Annotated in this window: 20 protein-coding genes and 1 pseudogene; 10 read left to right on the forward strand and 11 right to left on the reverse strand. The window is 68.9% G+C overall.

The genetic code is table 11. The features are described from left to right. Positions 1 to 48 precede the first annotated feature (48 nt). Genes U8D42_RS02675 through U8D42_RS02685 form a run of 3 tightly spaced genes read left to right on the forward strand, consistent with a single transcriptional unit; the run spans position 49 to position 2,323 of the window. A complete protein-coding gene (locus U8D42_RS02675; protein WP_322859328.1) occupies positions 49 to 519 on the forward strand; it encodes an SRPBCC family protein in 471 nt (156 codons plus the stop codon). Positions 520 to 538: 19 nt separating this feature from the next. Then, a complete protein-coding gene (locus U8D42_RS02680; RefSeq protein ID WP_322859327.1) occupies positions 539 to 1,408 on the forward strand; it encodes a class II glutamine amidotransferase in 870 nt (289 codons plus the stop codon). A gap of 45 nt (positions 1,409 to 1,453) precedes the next feature. Then, positions 1,454 to 2,323, forward strand: coding sequence for a patatin-like phospholipase family protein (locus U8D42_RS02685; protein ID WP_322859326.1), 870 nt, complete (start codon positions 1,454 to 1,456; stop codon positions 2,321 to 2,323). A 37-nt stretch (positions 2,324 to 2,360) separates the two neighbouring features. Here U8D42_RS02685 and U8D42_RS02690 read toward each other — a convergent pair whose 3' ends face one another. Continuing rightward, positions 2,361 to 3,440: a patatin-like phospholipase family protein gene (locus U8D42_RS02690; RefSeq protein ID WP_322859325.1), complete on the reverse strand. Its 1,080-nt coding sequence runs from the start codon at positions 3,438 to 3,440 to the stop codon at positions 2,361 to 2,363. Positions 3,441 to 3,532: 92 nt separating this feature from the next. Further along, a complete protein-coding gene (locus U8D42_RS02695) occupies positions 3,533 to 3,970 on the reverse strand; it encodes a lipoprotein LpqV (RefSeq protein ID WP_322859324.1) in 438 nt (145 codons plus the stop codon). Between the two features lie 113 nt (positions 3,971 to 4,083). Between U8D42_RS02695 and U8D42_RS02700 the strand changes: the two genes are divergently transcribed. Both U8D42_RS02700 and U8D42_RS02705 read left to right on the forward strand, forming a co-directional pair. Further along, complete coding sequence (locus tag U8D42_RS02700) at positions 4,084 to 4,683, forward strand: cysteine dioxygenase (protein ID WP_322859323.1); 600 nt, start codon at positions 4,084 to 4,086, stop codon at positions 4,681 to 4,683. Beyond that, the gene (locus U8D42_RS02705; protein WP_322859322.1) at positions 4,683 to 5,117 is read left to right on the forward strand and encodes a rhodanese-like domain-containing protein; all 435 of its coding nucleotides are present in this window, start codon (positions 4,683 to 4,685) and stop codon (positions 5,115 to 5,117) included. Before U8D42_RS02700 ends, U8D42_RS02705 begins: the two co-directional genes overlap by 1 nt. A gap of 73 nt (positions 5,118 to 5,190) precedes the next feature. Here the strand turns inward: U8D42_RS02705 and U8D42_RS02710 are convergent. The 5 genes and pseudogenes from U8D42_RS02710 to U8D42_RS02730 all read right to left on the reverse strand — a co-directional run. Then, positions 5,191 to 5,385, reverse strand: a pseudogene (locus U8D42_RS02710) (hypothetical protein); the annotation flags it as partial. Between the two features lie 39 nt (positions 5,386 to 5,424). Beyond that, positions 5,425 to 6,600 carry an organoarsenical effux MFS transporter ArsJ gene (gene arsJ, locus U8D42_RS02715; protein WP_348636936.1) on the reverse strand — a complete coding sequence of 392 codons (1,176 nt, stop codon included), beginning with the start codon at positions 6,598 to 6,600 and terminating at the stop codon, positions 5,425 to 5,427. Positions 6,601 to 6,832: 232 nt separating this feature from the next. Further along, on the reverse strand, positions 6,833 to 8,578 hold the full coding sequence (locus U8D42_RS02720; protein WP_322859320.1) for an alpha/beta hydrolase: 1,746 nt from the start codon (positions 8,576 to 8,578) through the stop codon (positions 6,833 to 6,835). A 7-nt stretch (positions 8,579 to 8,585) separates the two neighbouring features. Then, a complete protein-coding gene (locus U8D42_RS02725) occupies positions 8,586 to 9,377 on the reverse strand; it encodes an enoyl-CoA hydratase (protein WP_322859319.1) in 792 nt (263 codons plus the stop codon). A 14-nt stretch (positions 9,378 to 9,391) separates the two neighbouring features. Next, positions 9,392 to 10,429, reverse strand: a complete 1,038-nt coding sequence (locus tag U8D42_RS02730; RefSeq protein ID WP_322859318.1) for an enoyl-CoA hydratase/isomerase family protein — start codon at positions 10,427 to 10,429, stop codon at positions 9,392 to 9,394. A gap of 205 nt (positions 10,430 to 10,634) precedes the next feature. Here U8D42_RS02730 and U8D42_RS02735 point away from each other — a divergent pair, with 205 nt between their 5' ends. Beyond that, positions 10,635 to 11,486, forward strand: coding sequence for a Bax inhibitor-1/YccA family protein (locus U8D42_RS02735; RefSeq protein WP_085238944.1), 852 nt, complete (start codon positions 10,635 to 10,637; stop codon positions 11,484 to 11,486). A 177-nt stretch (positions 11,487 to 11,663) separates the two neighbouring features. On the opposite strand, the gene U8D42_RS02740 is transcribed toward U8D42_RS02735, so the two are convergent. Together U8D42_RS02740 and U8D42_RS02745 are read right to left on the reverse strand one after the other, a co-directional pair. Next, on the reverse strand, positions 11,664 to 12,881 hold the full coding sequence (locus tag U8D42_RS02740) for an acetyl-CoA C-acetyltransferase (protein WP_322859317.1): 1,218 nt from the start codon (positions 12,879 to 12,881) through the stop codon (positions 11,664 to 11,666). 86 nt (positions 12,882 to 12,967) lie between these two features. Then, positions 12,968 to 13,930 (reverse strand): SGNH/GDSL hydrolase family protein, encoded by a 963-nt coding sequence (locus U8D42_RS02745; RefSeq protein ID WP_090421654.1) that lies wholly within the window; start codon positions 13,928 to 13,930, stop codon positions 12,968 to 12,970. Positions 13,931 to 14,173: 243 nt separating this feature from the next. Here U8D42_RS02745 and U8D42_RS02750 point away from each other — a divergent pair, with 243 nt between their 5' ends. From U8D42_RS02750 to U8D42_RS02765, 4 genes are all read left to right on the forward strand, one after another. Then, a complete protein-coding gene (locus tag U8D42_RS02750; RefSeq protein ID WP_322859316.1) occupies positions 14,174 to 15,241 on the forward strand; it encodes an alpha/beta hydrolase in 1,068 nt (355 codons plus the stop codon). Positions 15,242 to 15,311: 70 nt separating this feature from the next. Further along, complete coding sequence (locus tag U8D42_RS02755; RefSeq protein ID WP_322859315.1) at positions 15,312 to 16,718, forward strand: cystathionine beta-synthase; 1,407 nt, start codon at positions 15,312 to 15,314, stop codon at positions 16,716 to 16,718. Between the two features lie 77 nt (positions 16,719 to 16,795). Next, complete coding sequence (locus U8D42_RS02760; RefSeq protein WP_322859314.1) at positions 16,796 to 17,542, forward strand: RDD family protein; 747 nt, start codon at positions 16,796 to 16,798, stop codon at positions 17,540 to 17,542. Positions 17,543 to 17,590: 48 nt separating this feature from the next. Next, positions 17,591 to 18,751 carry a cystathionine gamma-synthase gene (locus U8D42_RS02765; protein ID WP_322859313.1) on the forward strand — a complete coding sequence of 387 codons (1,161 nt, stop codon included), beginning with the start codon at positions 17,591 to 17,593 and terminating at the stop codon, positions 18,749 to 18,751. A gap of 109 nt (positions 18,752 to 18,860) precedes the next feature. Here the strand turns inward: U8D42_RS02765 and greA are convergent, their stop codons facing one another. Further along, positions 18,861 to 19,355, reverse strand: coding sequence for a transcription elongation factor GreA (gene greA / locus U8D42_RS02770; RefSeq protein ID WP_085240459.1), 495 nt, complete (start codon positions 19,353 to 19,355; stop codon positions 18,861 to 18,863). Positions 19,356 to 19,574: 219 nt separating this feature from the next. Then, entirely contained in the window at positions 19,575 to 20,009 is a 435-nt protein-coding gene (locus U8D42_RS02775) for a DUF4307 domain-containing protein (RefSeq protein ID WP_322859312.1), read from the reverse strand. Positions 20,010 to 20,106 lie beyond the last annotated feature (97 nt).

Genomic DNA, 20,106 nt, shown 5'->3' on the forward strand with positions numbered 1-20,106 from the left:
GGCTCGTTCGGTGCATTCCAGGTTCACGAGCGCAGCGGAAGGACCCTCATGGCCCAGCCCCTCGTCGTCGAGCAATCGCATGTGGTGCCCGTCGCGCCGGACGCGGCGTTTCACGGCACGCTGCCCATCTCGCTGCCGGAGATCTTCGGCCGCTGGTACGGCCCGATCCCGCCGATCAGGGAGGTGCGGGACCAGACCGGCGACTGGGACAGCGCGGGCCGGAGCCGCACGATCATGTTGGTCGGCGGTAGCGCGCGGGAGGACTTGACCAGTGTCGACGCGCCGCGATCGTTCGGCTACCGGCTCACCCGAATCCACGGGCCGATGGCGCTGCTGGTCGGTTCGGTCACCGGCGAGTGGACCTTCGCCCCGGCCGGCGGCGGCACCGAGATCACCTGGCGCTGGACCATTTACCCCAGGTCGCCGCTGGCCGCCCCGGGTCTGCCGCTGTTCGGGATGCTGTGGAAGCGCTACGCGCGGCGAGCGCTGCTGGACCTCGGCGAGGTGTTGACCCGCTGAAGCTGGGTACCGTGCCGGTATGTGCCGACTTTTTGGATTGCATGCCGGGACCGACGTTTGTAGTGCGACCTTTTGGCTGTTGGACGCCCCCGACAGCCTGTCGGTCCAGAGCAGGAGAAACCCCGACGGCACCGGCCTGGGCGTGTTCGACGAGCGGGGCCGGCCGCAGGTGCAGAAGCAGCCCATGGCGGCCTGGGAGGACGCCGCGTTCGCCACCGAAGCGCACGAGATGAGCGGCACCACCTTCATCGCGCACGTGCGCTATGCGACGACCGGCTCACACCAGACCCGTAACACCCATCCCTTTCTGCAGGACGGGCGGATATTCGCGCACAACGGCGTGGTCGAGGGGCTGGACGTCCTCGATGCACGGCTGCGCGAGCTCGGCACCGACGGCCTGGTGCAGGGCGACACCGACTCCGAGCGGGTCTTCGCCTTGATCACCGGTTGCACCCGAGCCCAAAACGGCGACGTGACAGCGGGTTTGCTCGATGCCCTGCGGTGGCTTGCCGACAGCGTGCCGATCTTCGGGGTCAACCTGCTGCTGAGCACGGCCGCCGAGATGTGGGCGCTGCGGTATCCGGCGAGCAACCGGCTCTACGTCCTGGACCGGCGCTACGAGCCCGCGTCGGCGCGAGACTTCCACATGCGCACCAACCGGATCCGCGCCTGGTCCGAGCACCTGTGCGCCCGATCGTCGGTGGTGTTCGCCAGCGAACCCATGGACGGCGACCCCCGCTGGCGCCTGCTGGACCCCGGCGAGCTCGTCCACGTCGATGCGGGACTGCACATCACCAGCAAAGTGGTGCTGCCCGACCCGCCCCGGCACCAGATCCGGGAGGAGGATCTCAGCGTGCCGGCGCAGCAAGCGCAGCTGCTCTCGCCGTAAACCCCGCCGCGCCGGCCCCCGCCGCTGCTGGCAGAGTGGGTGGGCGTGACAACCAGACGGGCGCTTGTGCTGGCGGGCGGTGGGATAGCGGGAATAGCCTGGGAGACAGGTGTTCTGCGCGGCATCGCCGACGAGTCGCCGACGGCGGCGCGGTTGTTGCTGGATTCCGACGTGCTGGTGGGCACCTCGGCGGGCTCGGCGGTCGCCGCGCAGATCGGCAGCGGCAGCGTGCTTGACGCGCTGTTCGACCGGCAGGTCGCCGAATCGTCGCCCGAGATCGATTCCGGGGTCGACGTCGACACCATCACCGAGATGTTCCTGGCGGCCCTGGCGGCGCCCTACACCGACCCGTCGGACAAGACCCGGCAGCAGATGCAACGGATCGGCGCGGTGGCGCTGGCCACCGAAACCGTTCCGCCGCCGGTGCGCCGGCAGGTGATCGCCCGGCGGTTGCCGTCGCACGACTGGCCCGACCGGACACTGCGGATCACCGCCATCGACGTAAGCACCGGCGAATTGGCCGTTTTCGATCGGGAGTCCGGCGTCGACCTGGTCGACGCGGTGGCGGCCAGCTGCGCGGTGCCCGGGGCATGGCCACCGGTGGCCATCGCGGGCCGGCGCTATATGGACGGCGGCGTCGCCAGCTCGATCAACCTCGGCGTGGCCGCCGATTGTGACGCGGCGGTGGTCCTGCTGCCCTCCGGCGCGGACGCGCCCTCGCCGTTCGGTCCCGGGCCGGCCGCGGAGATCTCCGCTTTCCCCGGCGCGGTGTTCGCGGTGTTCGCCGACGCCGACTCGGTGGCGGCCTTCGGGCGCAATCCGCTGGATCCGAAGTGCCGCGTCGCCTCGGCACTGGCCGGGCGCGAGCAGGGCCGCCGCGAAGCCCGGGCCGTGGCGCGGTTCCTGGGCGTCTGATCGAGCCGGGGCCCAATCGCTTGCGGCAGAGCGGTTTTCAGCCGTCGGCCGCGGGCGGCGCGGCACGGTCGGCCTCGAAAGCGTCCAGGGCCTCCTCCGCCAATGCACGGCCGACGGCGATGACCTCGGCCGCCCGGTGGAATTCCAGGCCCCGGCAGATCGAGCGGGGAACCTCGATCAACAGGTCGGGCGGGTAGACCGCCAGCGTGTGGCGGGCCAGCGCGGCCTGCGCGATGTCGATCGTCCGGTTCATCACCTCGAAACTGCCCAGCTTCGGGACTTCGGGTGTGGCGCCGGCCAATTCGGCGACGGCATCGTCCCCGGCGGCGGGCTCCGCGGCCTCGGCATCGTCCGGCCAGGTTTCCGCCTCCGCGGTGGACGCGCCGAATCGGCCCAGGACGGCGCGCGCGGTCGGCCGATCGAGCAGCGACCGGGCCGCGGAGCTGTCGAGCAGCGAGGAGGTGCTGCGCACCATGCGGTTCAGCCAGTCGGCGGTCGCGCCGGCCTCGCCCTCGCGGTTGACGATCGCCTCACTGCCGCTGAGGCTCACCGCAATGGTCACGTCGGCGTTGACCGCCGACAGCGGTGCCATCGGCAGCGGGTCCAGGATGCCGCCGTCGGCCAGCAGCCGTCCGCCGAGTTCGTGGGGGGCGATCACGCCCGGTATCGCGATGGAGGCGCGGATCGCCTCGTCGACGGGTCCGTGCTGAAACCACACCGACTTGCCGGCCAAGAGGTCGGTCGCCACGGCGGTGAAGGGGATGGGCAGCTGCTCGATGGCGACCGGGCCCAGGATGTCGCGCACCGTGTCCAGGATCTTCTCGGCCCGCATCACCCCGGCCGCGCTGATCGAGAAGTCCAGCAGCCGCAGGATGGTGCGTTGTGTCAGGGATTTCGCCCAATCGGCGAACTCGTCCCGGCGCCCTGCCGCCTCCAAACCGCCGACCAGCGCGCCCATCGACGAGCCCGCGATTCCCACGATCTCGTAGTCCCGGGCGCGCAGCGCTTCGATCACCCCGATGTGGGCGTAGCCGCGGGCCCCGCCGCTGCCCAGCGCCACGGCCACGCGCGTCGGTGAGGATCGGCGCGGGCCACCTCCGCCAGTTCCGTCCGGCATTTCTTCATTCTGCGCGGCGAAGCGGGCCGGCACACCGGCCGGGCGGTCACTTTAGGTACGCGTGAGTTGAATCGCGCACGAGTTCGAAGGGGCTAGTCGCATTCGCCGTTGGCGGCGGCGCGCGCGGCGGTGATCACGGCCGCCTGCCGGGCCGGCGGCAGGTCCGCCCAGCGCGCGTTCCAGCTGCCTGCGGTGCCCGACGGCGCGGCCTGGACCATCGCCAGATAGGGCTCGAACCGCGACTCATCCGTCCTGGGCTGGGCGTCCATCCACACCTTCGCGGCGTGACAGGCCTGGTAATACTCCTCCTCGGTCGAGTTCGCGGGGACGTCGACCCTGGTCGTCACGCCGGAGGGGGAGAGCCCGACGGCACCCGGCGGGGCGGCGTCGGGGCCGGCGTCGGCCGGCCGCGCCGGCGAGGATGCCGGCGTGCGCGTCGGCGCACCGGGCGAGCACCCGGTGGCCGCCACCAGAGCGGCCGCCGCGACGAGCGGGCCCCACAGCCGGGGCCGGCGACCGCACCAGCGCACCTCGCCAATCTATGCAACACTGGCGGCCGTGATGGAGCGCTTCGGACTTTGCGAGTGTTGTCGGCCGTAACACGCCGCCGCCTGTCCGATCCCGTTTTCCCTGGAGCTCCACGATGTCATTGCCTCTGGCAACACCTGTGCCCGTCGCCGCGCCGGCCGCGTTGCGCCCGCGCACCATCCCGTCCCCATCCGGGTCCCCGTCGCCGGGCCCGACCCGGCTGCGGGTGCCCGACCTCCTGCACGCCACCGACCGGGCCGCCGACGACGTGCTGAGCGGGCGCTGCGATCACTTGCTGCCGCCGGGCGGGATACCGGAGTCGCGGCGCTGGTTCGCCCGCATCCACGGTGACGAGGAGCTGGACATCTGGCTGATCAGCTGGGTGCCCGGCCATCACACCGAACTACACGACCACGGCGGGTCCCTCGGCGCGCTGACGGTGGTGTCGGGGTCGCTCACCGAATTCCGTTGGGACGGCAGCGCCTTGCGGCGGCGCCGGCTGGACGCCGGTGATCAGGCCGGGTTCCCGCTGGGCTGGGTGCACGACGTGGTGTGGGCGCCCCGGCCCGTGCCAGTCTCGGGGCCGGCGCGGCCTTCGCTGAGCGTGCACGCCTATTCACCGCCGCTGACCGCGATGTCCTACTACGAGGTCACCGGCCGAAACCGGCTGCGGCGCCAGCGCACCGAACTGACCGACCATCCGGAAGGACCGTGATGAGCCGCATCGACGTCGTGTTGAGGTCCGCCCGCCGCCGCTACCGCCGCCTTCCCGCCGTCGAAGTGCCGGACGCGCTGCGGCGCGGGGCGGTGCTCGTCGACATCCGGCCGCAGGCCCAGCGCTCCCGCGAGGGTGAGATCCCCGGCGCGCTGGTGATCGAACGCAACGTCCTGGAGTGGCGCTGCGACCCGACCAGTGACGCCGGGCTGCCCGAGGCCGTCGGCGACGACGTCGAGTGGGTGATCGTGTGCTCGGAGGGCTATACGTCCAGCCTCGCGGCGGCCGCGCTGCTGGACATCGGCCTGCACCGCGCCACCGACGTCGTCGGCGGCTACCACGCCATGGCCGGCGCCGGGGTGCTGGATGCGCTCGGCCGGGGTTCCATCGACTCGAGACCGGGGGCGCTGGCAACGCCGGAACCGCCGGCCTAGCTACGTCGCCCTGAAAAACCGGCGTCGGTGCTGAGCGGCTGTGTCGGGTCGCAGCGGTATGGCGCGAATGTGGCTACGGCGTTATGTCGATCACGCGGCGGAGGGCACTGATCTTGGCCAGCTGGGCCAAGACGCCGTGCCCGCTCCGGATCCGAGTGCCTTTGTGCCGTCGATGCGGGCGCGAGCCCAGCCGTAAGCCACGCTTGCGGGTGCTGATGCGGCCTTCACTTCCGTTGCGCCACTTGATTGTTCGTCGGAACGCAGGTCGAATAGTTAGATAAGAGTCAGGAACGAACAGTTGCATCGTTCAAGCACGGGGAAGGTTGAAAGACGAAATTCCCGCAGCCAAAACCAAGGCGCAGGAAGTCACCAGGCATCCCACCAATCCGTAAAACTCGAAAACCACTCCTGACAGGAGGGTGCCCAGTAGACGGCCGACTGCGTTGGCCATGTAGTAAAAGCCGACGTTGACCGCGACCTCTTCGTCGGCCGAATACGTCAGGAGCAGATATGAGTGAACCGCAGAGTTGACCGCAAAAACCACCATGAGGATTCCGATCCCGACCATCAGGGTGGGTGCGTTATCCAGTCCGAACTTGAGCGCGGCCGCGATAGCGATTGGTATTACGGCGAGAATGAAGGCCCACAGACGCGCGGTGTCTCCAGTCACGCCTTCCTGACCACCCCAGTGGCGAAGGATCTCGGGCGCTGCTGCCTGTACAAGGCCATAACCGATGAACCACGCCGCGGCGAAGCCTCCCACCTGCCAAAAGGACCAATGCAGCGTGGAAGCAAGAAAGACTGGCAGTCCCACCACGAACCACACATCGCGAGACGCGAACAAGAACGCGCGTGCCACGGATAGCCAATTCACGGCGGCGCTCTTCGAAAAGAGCGCCGTGAACTTGATTTTCGACTTAGCTTTACCCATCCCAGCCGGGAGCGACACCACGGTCGCAAGCAGCACGACCAGAAGGCCGGCCGCCATCGCGACCAGTGAGCCCGCGAATCCGAGCGACCCAAGTAGAGCGCCACCCATGAAAAAGCCGGCACCCTTCAGCGCATTCTTTGACCCAGTCAGACGCGCAACCCATTTGAAGAGCACGCTGTCGGCGTCGTCCGGAACCATTGCCTTGATCGCCGCCTTGGCACTCGTTTTTGTCAGGTCTTTAGCGATACCTGACAGTGCCTGGGCGGCCATTACATAGGCCATTGAAGGCGCATGAGGCCATTCCGGCTGCAGGAGCGCGAGCATTATCAGCGCGCCGACCTGAACGAGAAACCCACCGTAGAGCATCACCTTCAGGCCTGAGCGCGCGGTGATCCAGCCGCCGAGGAGATTGGTCACGATGCCGAAGAACTCGTAGAAGGCGAACAGAAAAGCGAGCTCTGTTGCCCTATATCCGAGCCGATGAAAATGGAGCAGCACCAACATGCGCAGTGCGCCGTCAGTGAGGGTGAATTCCCAGTAGGCAATGGTCACCAACGCGTAGTTGCGTGGCGCGCTCTTCGTATTCACTGTCCCGCTGCTGTCGAGGGTCGGGCCAGGACCAGGCTAGCAGCGATCGTTGGGGCCTCCCGCTCGGTTGTGGAAGTGAGGTGTGTCATCACGGCCCCCGGAGGTGCTCGGCGTGTTGATGACGGGCGCAGCCCGGCCCAGCCTCGATTTTGCAGGCCAGTAGGTTTGGGCGACCGCCGACTTCAGGTCGAAGTAGCTAGGCGTTCGAGTGCAGGAGCGGCCGCAGCTTTTCCGTTTTCTCCTGCGTCCAGCCGGGCGGTGAGAGCACGGCGGCCCAGCCGTCGGCCGCGTCGGCGACATAGTGGTGGCCATGTCCGGCCGGTACCTCCACGGCCACCGCCATGTCGGCCGTGACCTGCAGGAAAGTCACCACCGGAATCCAGCGCGTCTCCGGTAACACGTCGTAGCCCCGCTGTTCCCGCAGCCAGTCCGGTTCGCTGAACAGAAGGTCGGGCGTCCACCAGGCGATCGGATCGGAGGCGTGCTGCAGATAGACCACGCGCGGGTGATCCCACGGGGCGTTCGGGCGCGCCAGATCGCTTGGGCGCGCGACGAACCGGACGTTCCTGCCGTCGTGGTAGATCGGCAACCACTCCGGGGAGCCGGCGTCACGGGTGACGGTCAGGTCGGTCCAGATGGTGTTTTGGAACGTCGGTCCGCTGAACAGGGCGCCGTCGGTACGGGCCAGTACGTTGTTGAGGCTCATGAACGGCGCCTCGCCGCCGAAGGATCCCAGGCTTTCGCCGAACACCACGAGCCTGGGTCGTTGCACCTCGGGCAGCTGCCGGATCAGCTTGTCGACGGCCTCGAACAGTGCCTGGCCGGCGTGGCGGGCGTTCTCCTTGTCCACCAGGAACGACAGCCAGCTGGGCAAAAACGAATACTGCATGCTCACGATCGCGGTGTTGCCGTTGTACATGTACTCGAGCGCCGAGGCCTCCGCCTCGTTGATCCAGCCGGTGCCGGTGGTGGTGCCCACCGCGACGACGGCGCGTTGCAGGCCGCCGGTGCGCTGCAACTCCTGGGCCGCCAGCTCCGCGGTCGCCGTGATGCCGTCCGTGGTGGCGTCCAGCCCGGCGTAGGCGCGGATCGGCTCGGTGGCCGGAGCCCCGTTGAAGGCGGTGAGCTGCTCGACGCTCGGACCGCCCTCCACGAAGAGGCGACCCTCCCGGCCCAGCGAATCCCACGACACCAGGGATTGCGGACCGCCCGAGCGCAGGGTTGTTTTCGGGGGTGCCGTGTCGGGATTCATCTCGTCGTTGGCCGAGGCGAAGGTGCTGTTCATCGTGTGCATGCCGAACTTGAGTACGACGCCGTTGAGCACGGTGACCGACAGCACCACGAGCGTGACCACCACGATGGTGGCCGAGAGGCGAAACGGCGCGATGCGGTCCACCTGTCCGACGAGGAAACGGACCAGCCACCGGATGAACTGGCCGATTTCGACCAACGTGAACAGCACCACCAGCGACGTGGCCGCAGCCACCGGGTAGTCGTACCACTTGAGGTGCTCGACACCCATCAGGTCGCGCACGTTGTCCTGCCAGACGTGGAACCCGATCGCCATCACCACCATGCCGACCGCGCCGACGGGAATCAGCACCTTCCAGGCCCAGCGCGGCGGCGGCGGGCTGGAATCCCAGTCGAGGAGATAACGGACCAGCCAGACGGCGAAGACCCCCAGCCCGTAGCCGATGGCGCCGGAGATCCCGCTGACCAGCCCCTGGAACAGCGCACCGCGCGGCAGCAGCGACGGCGTCATCGAGAACCAGATGAAGATGAGGCCGACCGTGGTGCCGGTGAACGTGTAGTGGCGTACCCACCAAGGCTTTTCGGTCCACCGGGAGCCGCGAGTCGCCGGGCCGGCTTCCGGGGGCGCTTCCGGTGCGGCCTCCTCGGTGACGGCCGTCGGATTGTTCGTCGCGGGGCCCGGCTCGCTCATGGCAGGCTTACCGGTGCGTGAAGTTCGGAGTGCGCTTCTCGACGAAGGCCGCCATGCCTTCCGACTGGTCCGCGGTCGCGAAGGTCGAGTGGAAGAGCCGGCGTTCGTAGAGGAGCCCTTCGGACAGCGTCGATTCGAACGCACGGTTGACGGCCTCCTTGGCCATCCGCGACGCCGAGCGGGACATCTGCGAGATCGTGGTGGCGACGGCCTTGGCCTCGGTCAGCAGGTCGTCGGCCGGCACCACGCGCGAAACCAGGCCGCTGCGTTCGGCTTCGGCGGCGTCGATGGTGCGCCCGGTCAGGATGAGGTCCATGGCCTTGGCTTTGCCGATGGCGCGGGTCAGGCGCTGCGAGCCGCCCATGCCCGGCAGCACCCCGAGTTTGATCTCCGGCTGGCCGAACTTCGCCGTGTCGGCGGCGATCAGCACGTCGCACATCATGGCGAGCTCGCAGCCGCCGCCGAGCGCGTGCCCGGCCACCGCGGCGATGGTCGGGGTCCGCACGGCGGCCAGCTTGGCCCAGGGGGCGAAGAAGTCGGCGTCGAACGCGTCGGCGAACGTCAGCCCGGCCATCTCCTTGATGTCGGCGCCGGCGGCGAACGCCTTGGCGGACCCGGTGATGATGATCGCGCCGATGCCCGGATCGTTGTCGAAATCCATTGCCGCGCTGGTTACTTCGTTCATCACCTGGGTGTTCAGCGCGTTCAGCGCTTTGGGCCGGTTCAGGGTGATGGTGCCGACGCGGCCGTCGCGCTCGACCAGGATGGTCTCGTAGCCCGGGGTGGAGCTGTCTGTCATCGCAAATCGCCTTTCTAGAAGCTCAAGTCGTCGTCGACGGGGGTGAAGTACGCCTCGATGTCGGCCCGGGTGACCTCGGACAGCGACGACGGCGACCACTTCGGGTTGCGGTCTTTGTCGACCAGCTGCGCTCGGATTCCCTCCACCAGATCGTGTGATCGCAGCGATGCGCACGAGACCCGATAGTCTTGAACGAGAACGTCTTTCACCGTCGGAAGGTTGGCGGCGCGGCGGATGGCCTCCAGCGTCACCGACAACGAGATCGGCGAGCGGGTGCCGATCAGGTCGGCGGCGGCGTTGGCCGGGCCGGCGTCATGCCCGCGCAGGCTGGCCACGATGTCTTCGACCGTGTCACCGGCGTAGCATTCGTCGATCCAACTGCGTTGTGCGGCAAGGTCGCTCGGCGGGGGCTCGACGGCATGCCGGGCGAGCGCGCTCTGGACGCCATCGGCGATGACCGCCCGGGTGAACGCCTCGAGGTCGTCGTGCGGCACGTAGTGGTCGGCGAATCCCATGGCGATGGCGTCGGCTCCCGTAAACGGCGCCCCGGTCAGCGCGGCGTGCAGACCCAGCGCCCCGGGCGCCCGGGACAGCAGGAACGCCCCGCCGACATCGGGAACGAAGCCGATGCCGACCTCGGGCATCGCGATCTTGGAGGTGTCGGTCACCACCCGGGTGTTCGCGTGGGCGCTGACGCCGACGCCGCCGCCCATCACGATGCCGTCCATCAGCGCCACGTATGGCTTGGAGAAATCGGCGATCTGGCCGTTGAGGAGGTATTCGTCCCGCCAGAACCGCCGCGCCTCCACGCCGTCCTTGCGGGCACTGTGATAGATGGAGACGACGTCGCCGCCGGCGCACAACCCGCGCTCGCCGGCGCCGGAGAGCAGCACCGCGCCCACCGCGTCGTCGTCCGCCCAGTCGGCGAGCACGGCGCTCAGCGCGTCCACCATCGGCTGATTCAGCGAGTTGATCGCCTTGGGGCGGTTGAGCGTGATCAGACCGACGTTGCCGTCGACCCGGGTCAGAACCTCATCGGATCCGTCGGTCACGCCCTGGCCTCCCATCGCCGGTCCATCCTCGACGAAAAATCTAGATCGTGACGACCGGCGCGATACCCGCGGGTAAGGGTTATCTTTAACGCGACGACGGCAGCAAAGCCTCCAGACACTTGCCCGGGCCCCCTGGGAACCCGGACCGGACGCCGCTCGTTGAGAGTGTGTTCGCACAGCTCGAGCCAATAGAGAGGATCCGACGGTGCGGGAGACAAGCAACCCGGTATTTCGTTCGCTGCCCAAGCAGCGGGGCGGATACGCGCAATTCGGTACGGGCGCGGCCCCCATGCAGGGCTATGGGGCCGACCCCTACGCGGCCCCCTACCAAGCTCCGTACCAGGAGACCAGGGCTTCGCGCCCGCTGACCATCGATGACGTCGTCACCAAGACCGGCATCACGCTGGCGGTGCTGGCGGTGTCGGCCGTGGTCTCCTACTTCCTGGTGGCGTCCAACCTCGCGCTGGCGATGCCGCTGACCATGGTCGGCGCGCTCGGCGGCCTCGGCCTGGTGCTGGTCGCAACCTTCGGCCGCAAACAGGACAGCCCGGCGATCGTGCTCAGCTACGCCGTCCTCGAAGGCCTCTTCCTGGGCGCCATCTCGTTCGTCTTCGCCAACTTCTCGGTCTCGAACGCCAGCGCGGGGGCGCTGATCGGAGAGGCCGTGCTCGGCACCTTCGGGGTGTTCTTCGGCATGCTCGTCGTCTACAAGACCGGCGCGATCCGGGTGACGCCCAAGTTCACCCGGATGCTGGTCGCCGCGATGTTCGGGGTGCTGGCCCTGATGCTGGGCAACTTCGTGCTCGCGATGTTCCACGTCAACGGCGGCGCGGGCCTGGGCCTGCGCAGCGGCGGAACGGTCGCGATCATCTTCTCGCTGGTGTGCATCGCGATCGCGGCGTTCAGCTTCCTGATCGACTTCGACGCGGCCGACCAGATGGTGCGCGCCGGCGCGCCGGACAAGGCGGCCTGGGGTATCGCCCTCGGCCTGACCGTGACCCTGGTCTGGCTGTACATCGAGATCCTGCGACTGCTCAGTTACCTGCAGAACGACTAGTTCTCGTCAACGAAAAAGGCCGGCACCGAGGTGCCGGCCTTTTTCGTGTGCCGGGCGTCCAGCGTGCATTTACGGCTTCCAGTGTGAGCCGGCGGCGGGAGCCAGGCGATTTTCTCGCCACGAATGCACACGCAAAGCCCTAGGCGCACGCCGGACGGGCAGAAGGGACAGCCGCCGTCAGCTCAGCCGCTCGATGATCATCGCCATGCCCTGCCCGCCGCCGACACACATGGTCTCCAGGCCGAACGTCTTGTCGTGCGTCTGCAGGTTGTTGAGCAGCGTGGTCGCGATGCGCGCGCCGGTCATGCCGAACGGGTGGCCCAGCGCGATCGCCCCGCCGGACACGTTCAGCTTGTCCTCGTCCATGCCCAGCTCGCGCGCCGAGCCCAGCACCTGAACCGCGAAGGCCTCGTTGATCTCGTACAGGTCGATGTCGTTGATCGACATCCCGGCCCGCGCCAGCGCCTTCTTGCAGGCCTCGATCGGGCCCAGGCCCATGATCTCCGGGGACAGGCCGCTGACCCCGGTCGACACGATGCGTGCCAGCGGGGTCAGGCCGAGTTCCTTGGCCTTGGTGTCGCTGGTGATCACCAGCGCGGCGGCGCCGTCGTTCAGCGGGCAGGCGTTGCCCGCGGTCACGGTGCCGTTGGGGCGGAACACCGGCTTGAGCTCGGAGACCTTTTCGTAGGTGGTTCCGGCGCGGGGGCCGTCGTCGGTACTGACGGTGCTGCCGTCGGGCAGGGTCACCGGGGAGATCTCGCGCTCGAAGAAGCCGCTCTTGATCGCCTCCTCGGCGCGGTTCTGGCTGCGCACGCCCCAGCGGTCCTGGTCCTCGCGGCTGATGCCGGTCAGGATGGCGACGTTCTCCGCGGTCTGGCCCATCGCGATGTAGACGTCGGGCAGGTTGCCGTCGGCGCGGGGGTCGTGCCACTCGTCGGCCCCGGCGGCCGCGGCCTGCGAACGCTCCTGGGCCTCGTCGAACAGCGGGTTCTTGGTGTCGGGCCAGGAGTCGGAGTTGCCCTTGCCGAACCGGGACACGGTCTCGACGCCCGCGGAGATGAACGCGTCACCCTCGCCGGCCTTGATCGCGTGGAACGCCATCCGGGTGGTCTGCAGCGACGAGGAGCAATACCGGTTCACGGTGGTGCCCGGCAGGAAGTCGTAGCCGAGCTCGACGGCAACGACGCGCGCCATGTTGAAGCCGGACTCGCCGCCGGGCAGCCCACAGCCCAGGATGAGGTCGTCGATCTGGTGGGGGTTGAGCGCGGGCACCTTGTCCAGCGCGGCGCGCACCATCTGGGCCGCCAGATCGTCGGGCCGCATGGAGACCAGCGACCCCTTCATCGCGCGGCCGATCGGCGAGCGAGCGGTTGAGACAATGACGGCTTCAGGCATGACGGTTCCCTTCAAATCCCTTGCGGATTCCGACGAGCTCGCTATGTGAACGGGTGGTGGCTCCACGCCGACGGGCTAGCTCGAATCTAGCCGTTGCCCATCAGGGGGTAGGACGACGGGGCGGGTCCGGGCACGGGGCGCCGCCACAGCCGCGACATCACGCTGACCCGGGTGTGACGCTGCCCGAGCACCGGCGGGGTCGTCGAGGCCGCCAACTCCATCGGCGGGGTATCGACCTTCTCGCCCAGCGCTTCACACAGCGCGCGCAGCAGCGCGTCGGCCGCGATGGCGTAGGCCGGGGCCGACGGGTGGAAGCCGTCCGGGGAGAACATCACCTGGGGCGTGGACCGGAACTGCGGGGTCATCAGCTGCCCCAGCGGTACCGGCATGCCGCCGGCGGACCGCACCGCCGCGGCTTGGGCCCGGGCGAGCTGCGAGCAACGCTCGTGCGCGATCGAGCGCAGCGGCTGGGGGATGGCGGTGATGACCCCCAGATCGGGGCAGGTGCCGGCGATCACCACCGCGCCGCGGGTCCGCAGTTTGCGAACGCTCAGACCGAGGCGCTGGGCCGACTGGCTGACGCCGTTGAGGGCCGTCACGTCGTTGGCGCCGACCATGATGACCGCCGCGTCGGGCGGCGCCCCCGCCACGAACATCGCATCCACCTGACCGCAGACGCCTTTCGAGGTGGCGCCGACGATGGCCTTGGTGCTCAGGCGGATCCGCTTGCCGGTCTGTTCGGCGAGGCCCCGCGCGATCCGCACCCCCGGCACCTCCTCCGGGCTGATGCACCCGTAGCCGGCGGCGGTCGAGTCGCCGAAGATCATCAGGCTCAGGTCGAAGGGCACGCCGCGGTGCCACCGCTCGACCGGGCCGCCGCCGCGGGTGTACACGCCGTCGGCGCGCGGGGGGATGTCCCACGCCTTGGGGATGACGGTGCGCGCGTGCGTCGCCTGGCCCACGAGCAGGTTGCGCGCCCCCAGGTAGGCAGTTCCCGTCGAGGCGAGTGCACCCGCTGTGGCCAGGGCGATCGCCGAACGGCGCGGCACCCGCATGGTCACGGAAATCAGTTTAGTTCGGCTCGCACGTTCGCGAGGTCGGCTGACCAACAATCCGGTCACGGCGGGAAACGAATTGGTATCGAATCGAGCGATTCGAACGTTGCCCTAAAAAATGCCTGTCACGCTGATCCCCAGGGGTTGGCTGAGCGCCTCGAGCAAACGGCTGAACCAGACGCTTGGCCGCCTCGTCACATGCTGTATCGCACTACAAAGGCGTAGGAAGTGTTGAGCATGAGCGCACCCGGCAAGGTATCCGGCTGGCCCCAGAGTCCCGTTCGCCCACACGACGTCCTGAGGGCCCGCAGAGCCAAGGCCCGCAAGTTCGCCACGAGCGATGGCACGCCGGTCGAGGTACTCGAGTCCGGGCCCAGCGTCGCTGCGCGGGTGGCGAACCTGACGTCGCGCGTCACCATCCGCCCGGTCCTGTCCGTGGGCAGCCATGTCCCGAACTTCCCCTGGCCCTGGGGCCTCATCGACCTCGCTGCGCGGGCGGTGCTCCCGGTGTCGGCCACCGTCCGCGAGACGGTGAAGTTGCCCAACGCCTCGGCGCAGTTGGTACGCGCGCCCGGCGTGCTGCCCGCCGACGGCACCCGCCGGGTCGTCGTCTACTTCCACGGCGGCGCCTTCTTGACCTGCGGGGCGAACTCGCACGGCCGGCTGGTCGAAGCGCTGTCGAACTTCGCCGACGCGCCGGTCCTGGTGGTCAACTACCGGCTGCTGCCCAAGCACTCGATCGGGATGGCCCTCGACGATTGTCACGACGGCTACCAATGGCTGCGGCTGCGCGGATACCAGCCGGACCAGATCGTGCTCGCCGGCGACTCCGCCGGCGGTTACCTGGCGCTTGCGCTCGCGCAACGCCTCCAGGACGAAGACGAGGAACCCGCCGCCCTGGTGATGATCTCGCCGCTGCTGCAGCTGGCCAAGGAATACAAGCAGGCGCACCCCAACATCAACACCGACGCGATGTTCTCCACCCGGGCGTTCGACGCGCTCGCCGAGCTGGTCGCCAGCGCGGCCAGCAAGCGCAAGATCGCCGGCAAACCCGAGGAGATCTACGAGCCGCTGGAGCACATCAAACCGGGCCTGCCGCGGACGCTGATCCACGTCTCGGGCTCCGAGGTGTTGCTGCACGACGCGCGGCTGGCGGCGGACCGGTTGGCCGCGGTCGGGGTGCCCGCGGAGGTGCGGGTGTGGCCCGGCCAGATCCACGACTTTCAGCTGGCGGCACCCGTGGTGCCGGAAGCGGCCCGGTCGCTCCGCCAGATCGGCGACTACATCCGCGAGGCCACCGGCTAGCGCGCACGGCGCTGCCCGGGGATGGGGAAGCGGTCGTGCACCCCCCACAGGTGCCTGAGACGATGAACGCATGCGGATCGCCCAGCACATCAGTGAGCTCATCGGCGGCACGCCGCTGGTTCGCCTGAATTCCGTCGTCCCCGAGGGCGCCGGCACCGTGGCGGCCAAAGTCGAGTACCTCAACCCCGGCGGCAGCTCGAAGGACCGGATCGCGGTGCGCATGATCGACGCCGCCGAAGCGAGCGGGTTGCTGAAGCCGGGCGGCACCATCGTCGAACCCACCTCGGGCAACACCGGCGTCGGACTGGCGCTGGTGGCTCAGCAGCGCGGCTACAAGTGCGTGTTCGTCTGTCCCGACAAGGTCGGCGAGGACAAGCGCAACGTGCTGCTCGCCTACGGCGCCGAGGTGGTCGTCTGCCCGACGGCGGTGCCTCCCGAGCATCCGGACAGCTACTACAGCGTCTCCGACCGGCTGACCCGGGAGATCGACGGTGCGTGGAAGCCCGACCAGTACGCCAACCCGGAGGGCCCGGCCAGCCACTACGCCAGCACCGGCCCGGAGATCTGGGCCGACACCGACGGCAAGGTCACCCACTTCGTCGCCGGCATCGGCACCGGCGGCACCATCACCGGCGCGGGGCGCTACCTCAAGGAGGTGTCGGGCGGGGCGGTGCGCATCATCGGCGCCGACCCCGAGGGGTCGGTGTATTCGGGCGGCAGCGGCCGGCCCTACCTGGTCGAGGGCGTCGGCGAGGACTTCTGGCCGGCGGCGTACGACCGCACCGTGCCCGACCAGGTCATCGCGGTGTCCGACTCGGACTCGTTCGACATGACCCGGCGGCTGGCCCGCGAGGAGGCGATGCTGGTCGGGGGGTCGTGCGGGATGGCGGTGGTGGCCGCGCTCAAGGTCGCCGAGGAGGCCGGGCCCGACGCGCTTGTCGTGGTGCTGCTGCCCGACGGCGGGCGCGGGTACATGGCGAAGATCTTCAACGACGCCTGGATGTCGTCCTACGGGTTCCTGCGCAGCCGTCTCGACGGGTCGACCGAACAGGCCAGGGTCGGTGACGTGCTGCGCCGCAAGTCGGGCGAGCTGCCCGACCTGGTGCACACGCACCCGTCCGAGACCGTCCGCGACGCCATCGGCATCCTGCGCGAGTACGGGGTGTCCCAGATGCCCGTGGTCGGCGCCGAGCCGCCGGTGATGGCCGGGGAGGTGGCCGGCAGCGTCTCCGAGCGCGAACTGCTGTCGGCCGTCTTCGAAGGCCGGGCCAAACTGGCCGATGCCGTGTCGTTGCACATGAGCCCGCCACTGCCGATGATCGGCGCGGGGGAGTTGGTCAGCGCCGCCGGCAAGGCACTGCGCGACTGGGACGCCTTGATGGTGGTCGAGGAGGGCAAGCCGGTCGGGGTGATCACCCGATACGACCTGCTGGGCTTCCTGTCCGAGGGGCCTCGTGGACCGGTGGGGCGTCGCTAGCGGATCTCGCCCGGCCGCCGCGCGCTCAGGTACTGTAGTGCGGCCTGGTTCAGCTGGTCCGCAGGGAAGGGGTGCCCATGACCGATCAACCGCCGCCCGGCGGCACTAATCCGCCACCTCCCGCGTCGCCCGAATCCACTGGTGGGCAGGAGCCCCCGCCTCCTCCGTCCGCGCCCGCCGGCGGTTCCTACCCGCCACCGCCGCCACCCCCCGCCGGGGGTTCGTACCCGCCGCCCCCGCCACCGCCGGGCGGTTCCTACCCGCCGCCCCCGCCGTCGTCGGGCGGGTACGCGCCACCCCCTCCAGGGCCGGCGATCCGTACGTTGCCGACGGAGTCCTACACGCCGTGGCTCACCCGGGTCGTGGCGTTCATCATCGACATCCTCCCGTACGCCGTCGTGCACGGAATCGGGACCGGAATCCTCGTTGCCACGCAGCAGACGGCGTGCGTCACCGACGTCACGCAGTACGCCGTCAACCAGTACTGCGCCACGCAGAACTCGACCATCGGCATGGCCGCACAGTGGTTGGCATCGCTGGTGGGCCTGATCTATCTGATCTGGAACTACGGCTACCGCCAGGGCACCACCGGGTCCAGCGTCGGCAAGTCGGTGATGAAGTTCAAGGTGGTCAGCGAGGTCACCGGCCAGCCGATCGGTTTCGGCATGTCGGTGGTGCGCTCCCTCGCCCACTTCGTCGACGCGATCATCTGCTTCATCGGTTTCCTCTTCCCGCTGTGGGATTCGAAGCGGCAGACGCTGGCGGACAAGATCATGACGACGGTCTGCCTGCCGTTCGACGGGACCGAGGATCGGCCGAGCTAGCCGTGCGGACGCGGTAGCCGGGGCGGCGGTCGCCTAGGCTGGGCGTCGATGAGCGCCGACCGACACGGACACTTCACCGGACTCGCCACCAAGGCGATTCACGCCGGCTACCGGCCGGACCCGGCAACCGGGGCGGTCAACGCCCCGATCTACGCCAGCAGCACGTTCGCGCAGGACGGCGTCGGTGAGCTTCGCGGTGGGTTCGAATACGCGCGCACCGGCAACCCGACGCGCGCCGCGCTGGAGGCTTCGCTCGCCGCCGTCGAGGGCGGCGGTTACGGGCGGGCGTTCGGTTCCGGCATGGCCGCCGTCGACTGCGCGCTGCGGGCGATGCTGCGGCCCGGCGACCACGTCATCATCCCCACCGACGCCTACGGCGGCACCTTCCGGTTGATCGACAAGGTGTTCACGCAGTGGGGGGTTCGTTACACACCGGTGGCGCTGTCCGATGTGGACGCCGTCCGCGCCGCGATCACGCCGCAGACGCGGCTGATCTGGGTGGAGACGCCGACGAACCCGCTGCTGTCCATCGCCGACATCGCGGCCCTGGCCGAGATCGGCAAGGAGTCGTCGGTAAAGGTGTTGGTGGACAATACGTTTGCCTCACCCGCGCTGCAGCAGCCGTTGACGCTGGGCGCGGACGTGGTGCTGCATTCGACCACCAAGTACATCGGTGGCCACTCCGACGTGGTGGGCGGCGCGTTGGTCACCGACGACGCGGAACTGGACCAGGCTTTCGCGTTCCTGCAGAACGGGGCCGGCGCGGTGCCCGGCCCGTTCGACGCCTACCTGACCATGCGCGGCCTGAAGACGCTGGTGCTGCGGATGCAGCGGCACGGCGAAAACGCTTCGGCCGTCGCGGAATTCCTCGCCGGACATCCGGCGGTGAGCACCGTGTTGTATCCGGGTCTGCCCAGCCACCCCGGCCACGACGTCGCCGCCCGGCAGATGCTCGGCTTCGGCGGCATGGTGTCGGTGCGCATGCGGGGCGGCCGGCAAGCGGCCCGCGACCTGTGCGCGCGCACCGAGGTGTTCATCCTGGCCGAATCGCTCGGCGGCGTCGAGTCTTTGATCGAACATCCCAGCGCCATGACGCACGCGTCGACGGCAGGTTCGCAACTGGAAGTTCCCGACGACCTGGTGCGGCTGTCGGTCGGCATCGAGGACGTCGCCGACCTGCTGGCCGATCTCGACCAGGCGCTGGGCTGACCACCGCGAGCAGACGCAAAATCGCACGCGCGAAGCGCGCTAAATGCGATTTGGCGTCTGCTCGCCGAACGAGCCGAACGAGGTGGCAGTGGCGATCGCCATTGTCTGGCTACGAGTGGTAGGGCTCCGCGCTGAGCAGCGTGACCTCGACGGTGTTGCCGTTGGGCACGACGTAGCTGCGGGTCTCGCCCACCTTGGCGTCGATCAGCGCGCCGCCCAGGGGTGAGTTGGGGGAGTACACCTCGAGCTTGCCGTCGTTGACGCCCTCCTGGCGGGTGGCGATCAGGAACGTCTCGGTGTCCGACTTGTCCCCGTTGTAGTAGACCTTCACCACCGAGCCGGGCAGTGCGACCCCGGACTGCTTGGGGGCCTCGCCGACCTTGGCGTTGTTGAGCAGGTCCTGCAGCTGACGAATCCGGGCCTCCTGCTGCCCCTGTTCTTCGCGGGCGGCGTGGTATCCGCCGTTCTCGCGCAGGTCCCCTTCTTCACGGCGGTCGTTGATCTCCGCGGCGATGACCGGACGATTCGCGATCAACTGATCGAGCTCCGCCTTCAGCCGGTCATGTGACTCCTGGGTCAGCCACGTCACCGAAGTGTCCGTCATCTTGTCGTGCTCCTCGTGTTGTCGTTCCGCGTGCCCGCGTAAGCCTGTTGATCCCGCCGCCGGAGTATCCGGGTCTGCCTCCCCGTGTGCTGCCGGTCCGTTCTGCTCACGGCCTTAATGCAGCAATACACGGTCCCATCAGGAACCGTGCATTCACCCATGTTACCACCGCGCAAACAAATGATGACCCAAATTCGCAGTTCGGCTGTCGTTACGGGGTCACGCCGGCCGCAGATAGGCCGGCACGTCGGTGCCGCAGCCGTAGATGTCGGCCATCGTCGGCGGTTTGCTGGACTTCACCGTGGTGGTCAGCTGCACCGTGGCGGCCGTCGATGGCGGGACCAGCACTTCCCGCCTGCCCGTCTCGCTGCCGTCCTTTGCCCGGACCCGCACGATGCAGTCCACCGGCCGCGACGGATCGGATCGCGTCACGCCGATCGTCACCGACGCGGTCTCGTCGTCGATCACCCGGTAGCCGACCAGGGTGCCCGACACGGCGCTGGTGCCCAGCCGGTGGTAGGCGACGGCGGCGATGACCAGCCCGGCCGCAATCACCAGCGCAGCCAGCCCGCCGATCAGCCACCGGCGGGGCACGCGCACGCGTCCGGAACGCCCGTAGCGGGCCTCCGGACGCGAAGGAGAGGTTTCGGTCATGCCTCGGTATGCCTGAGCGGTCGGCTGCCGGCCGGCGGCCGGCAGCATGCAACGATCTGAAGAACTGGAATTATAGGTTCGTATCCGGCGATGAGCA

Source organism: Mycobacterium europaeum, from assembly GCF_034555895.2.
GTDB lineage: Bacteria > Actinomycetota > Actinomycetes > Mycobacteriales > Mycobacteriaceae > Mycobacterium > Mycobacterium europaeum.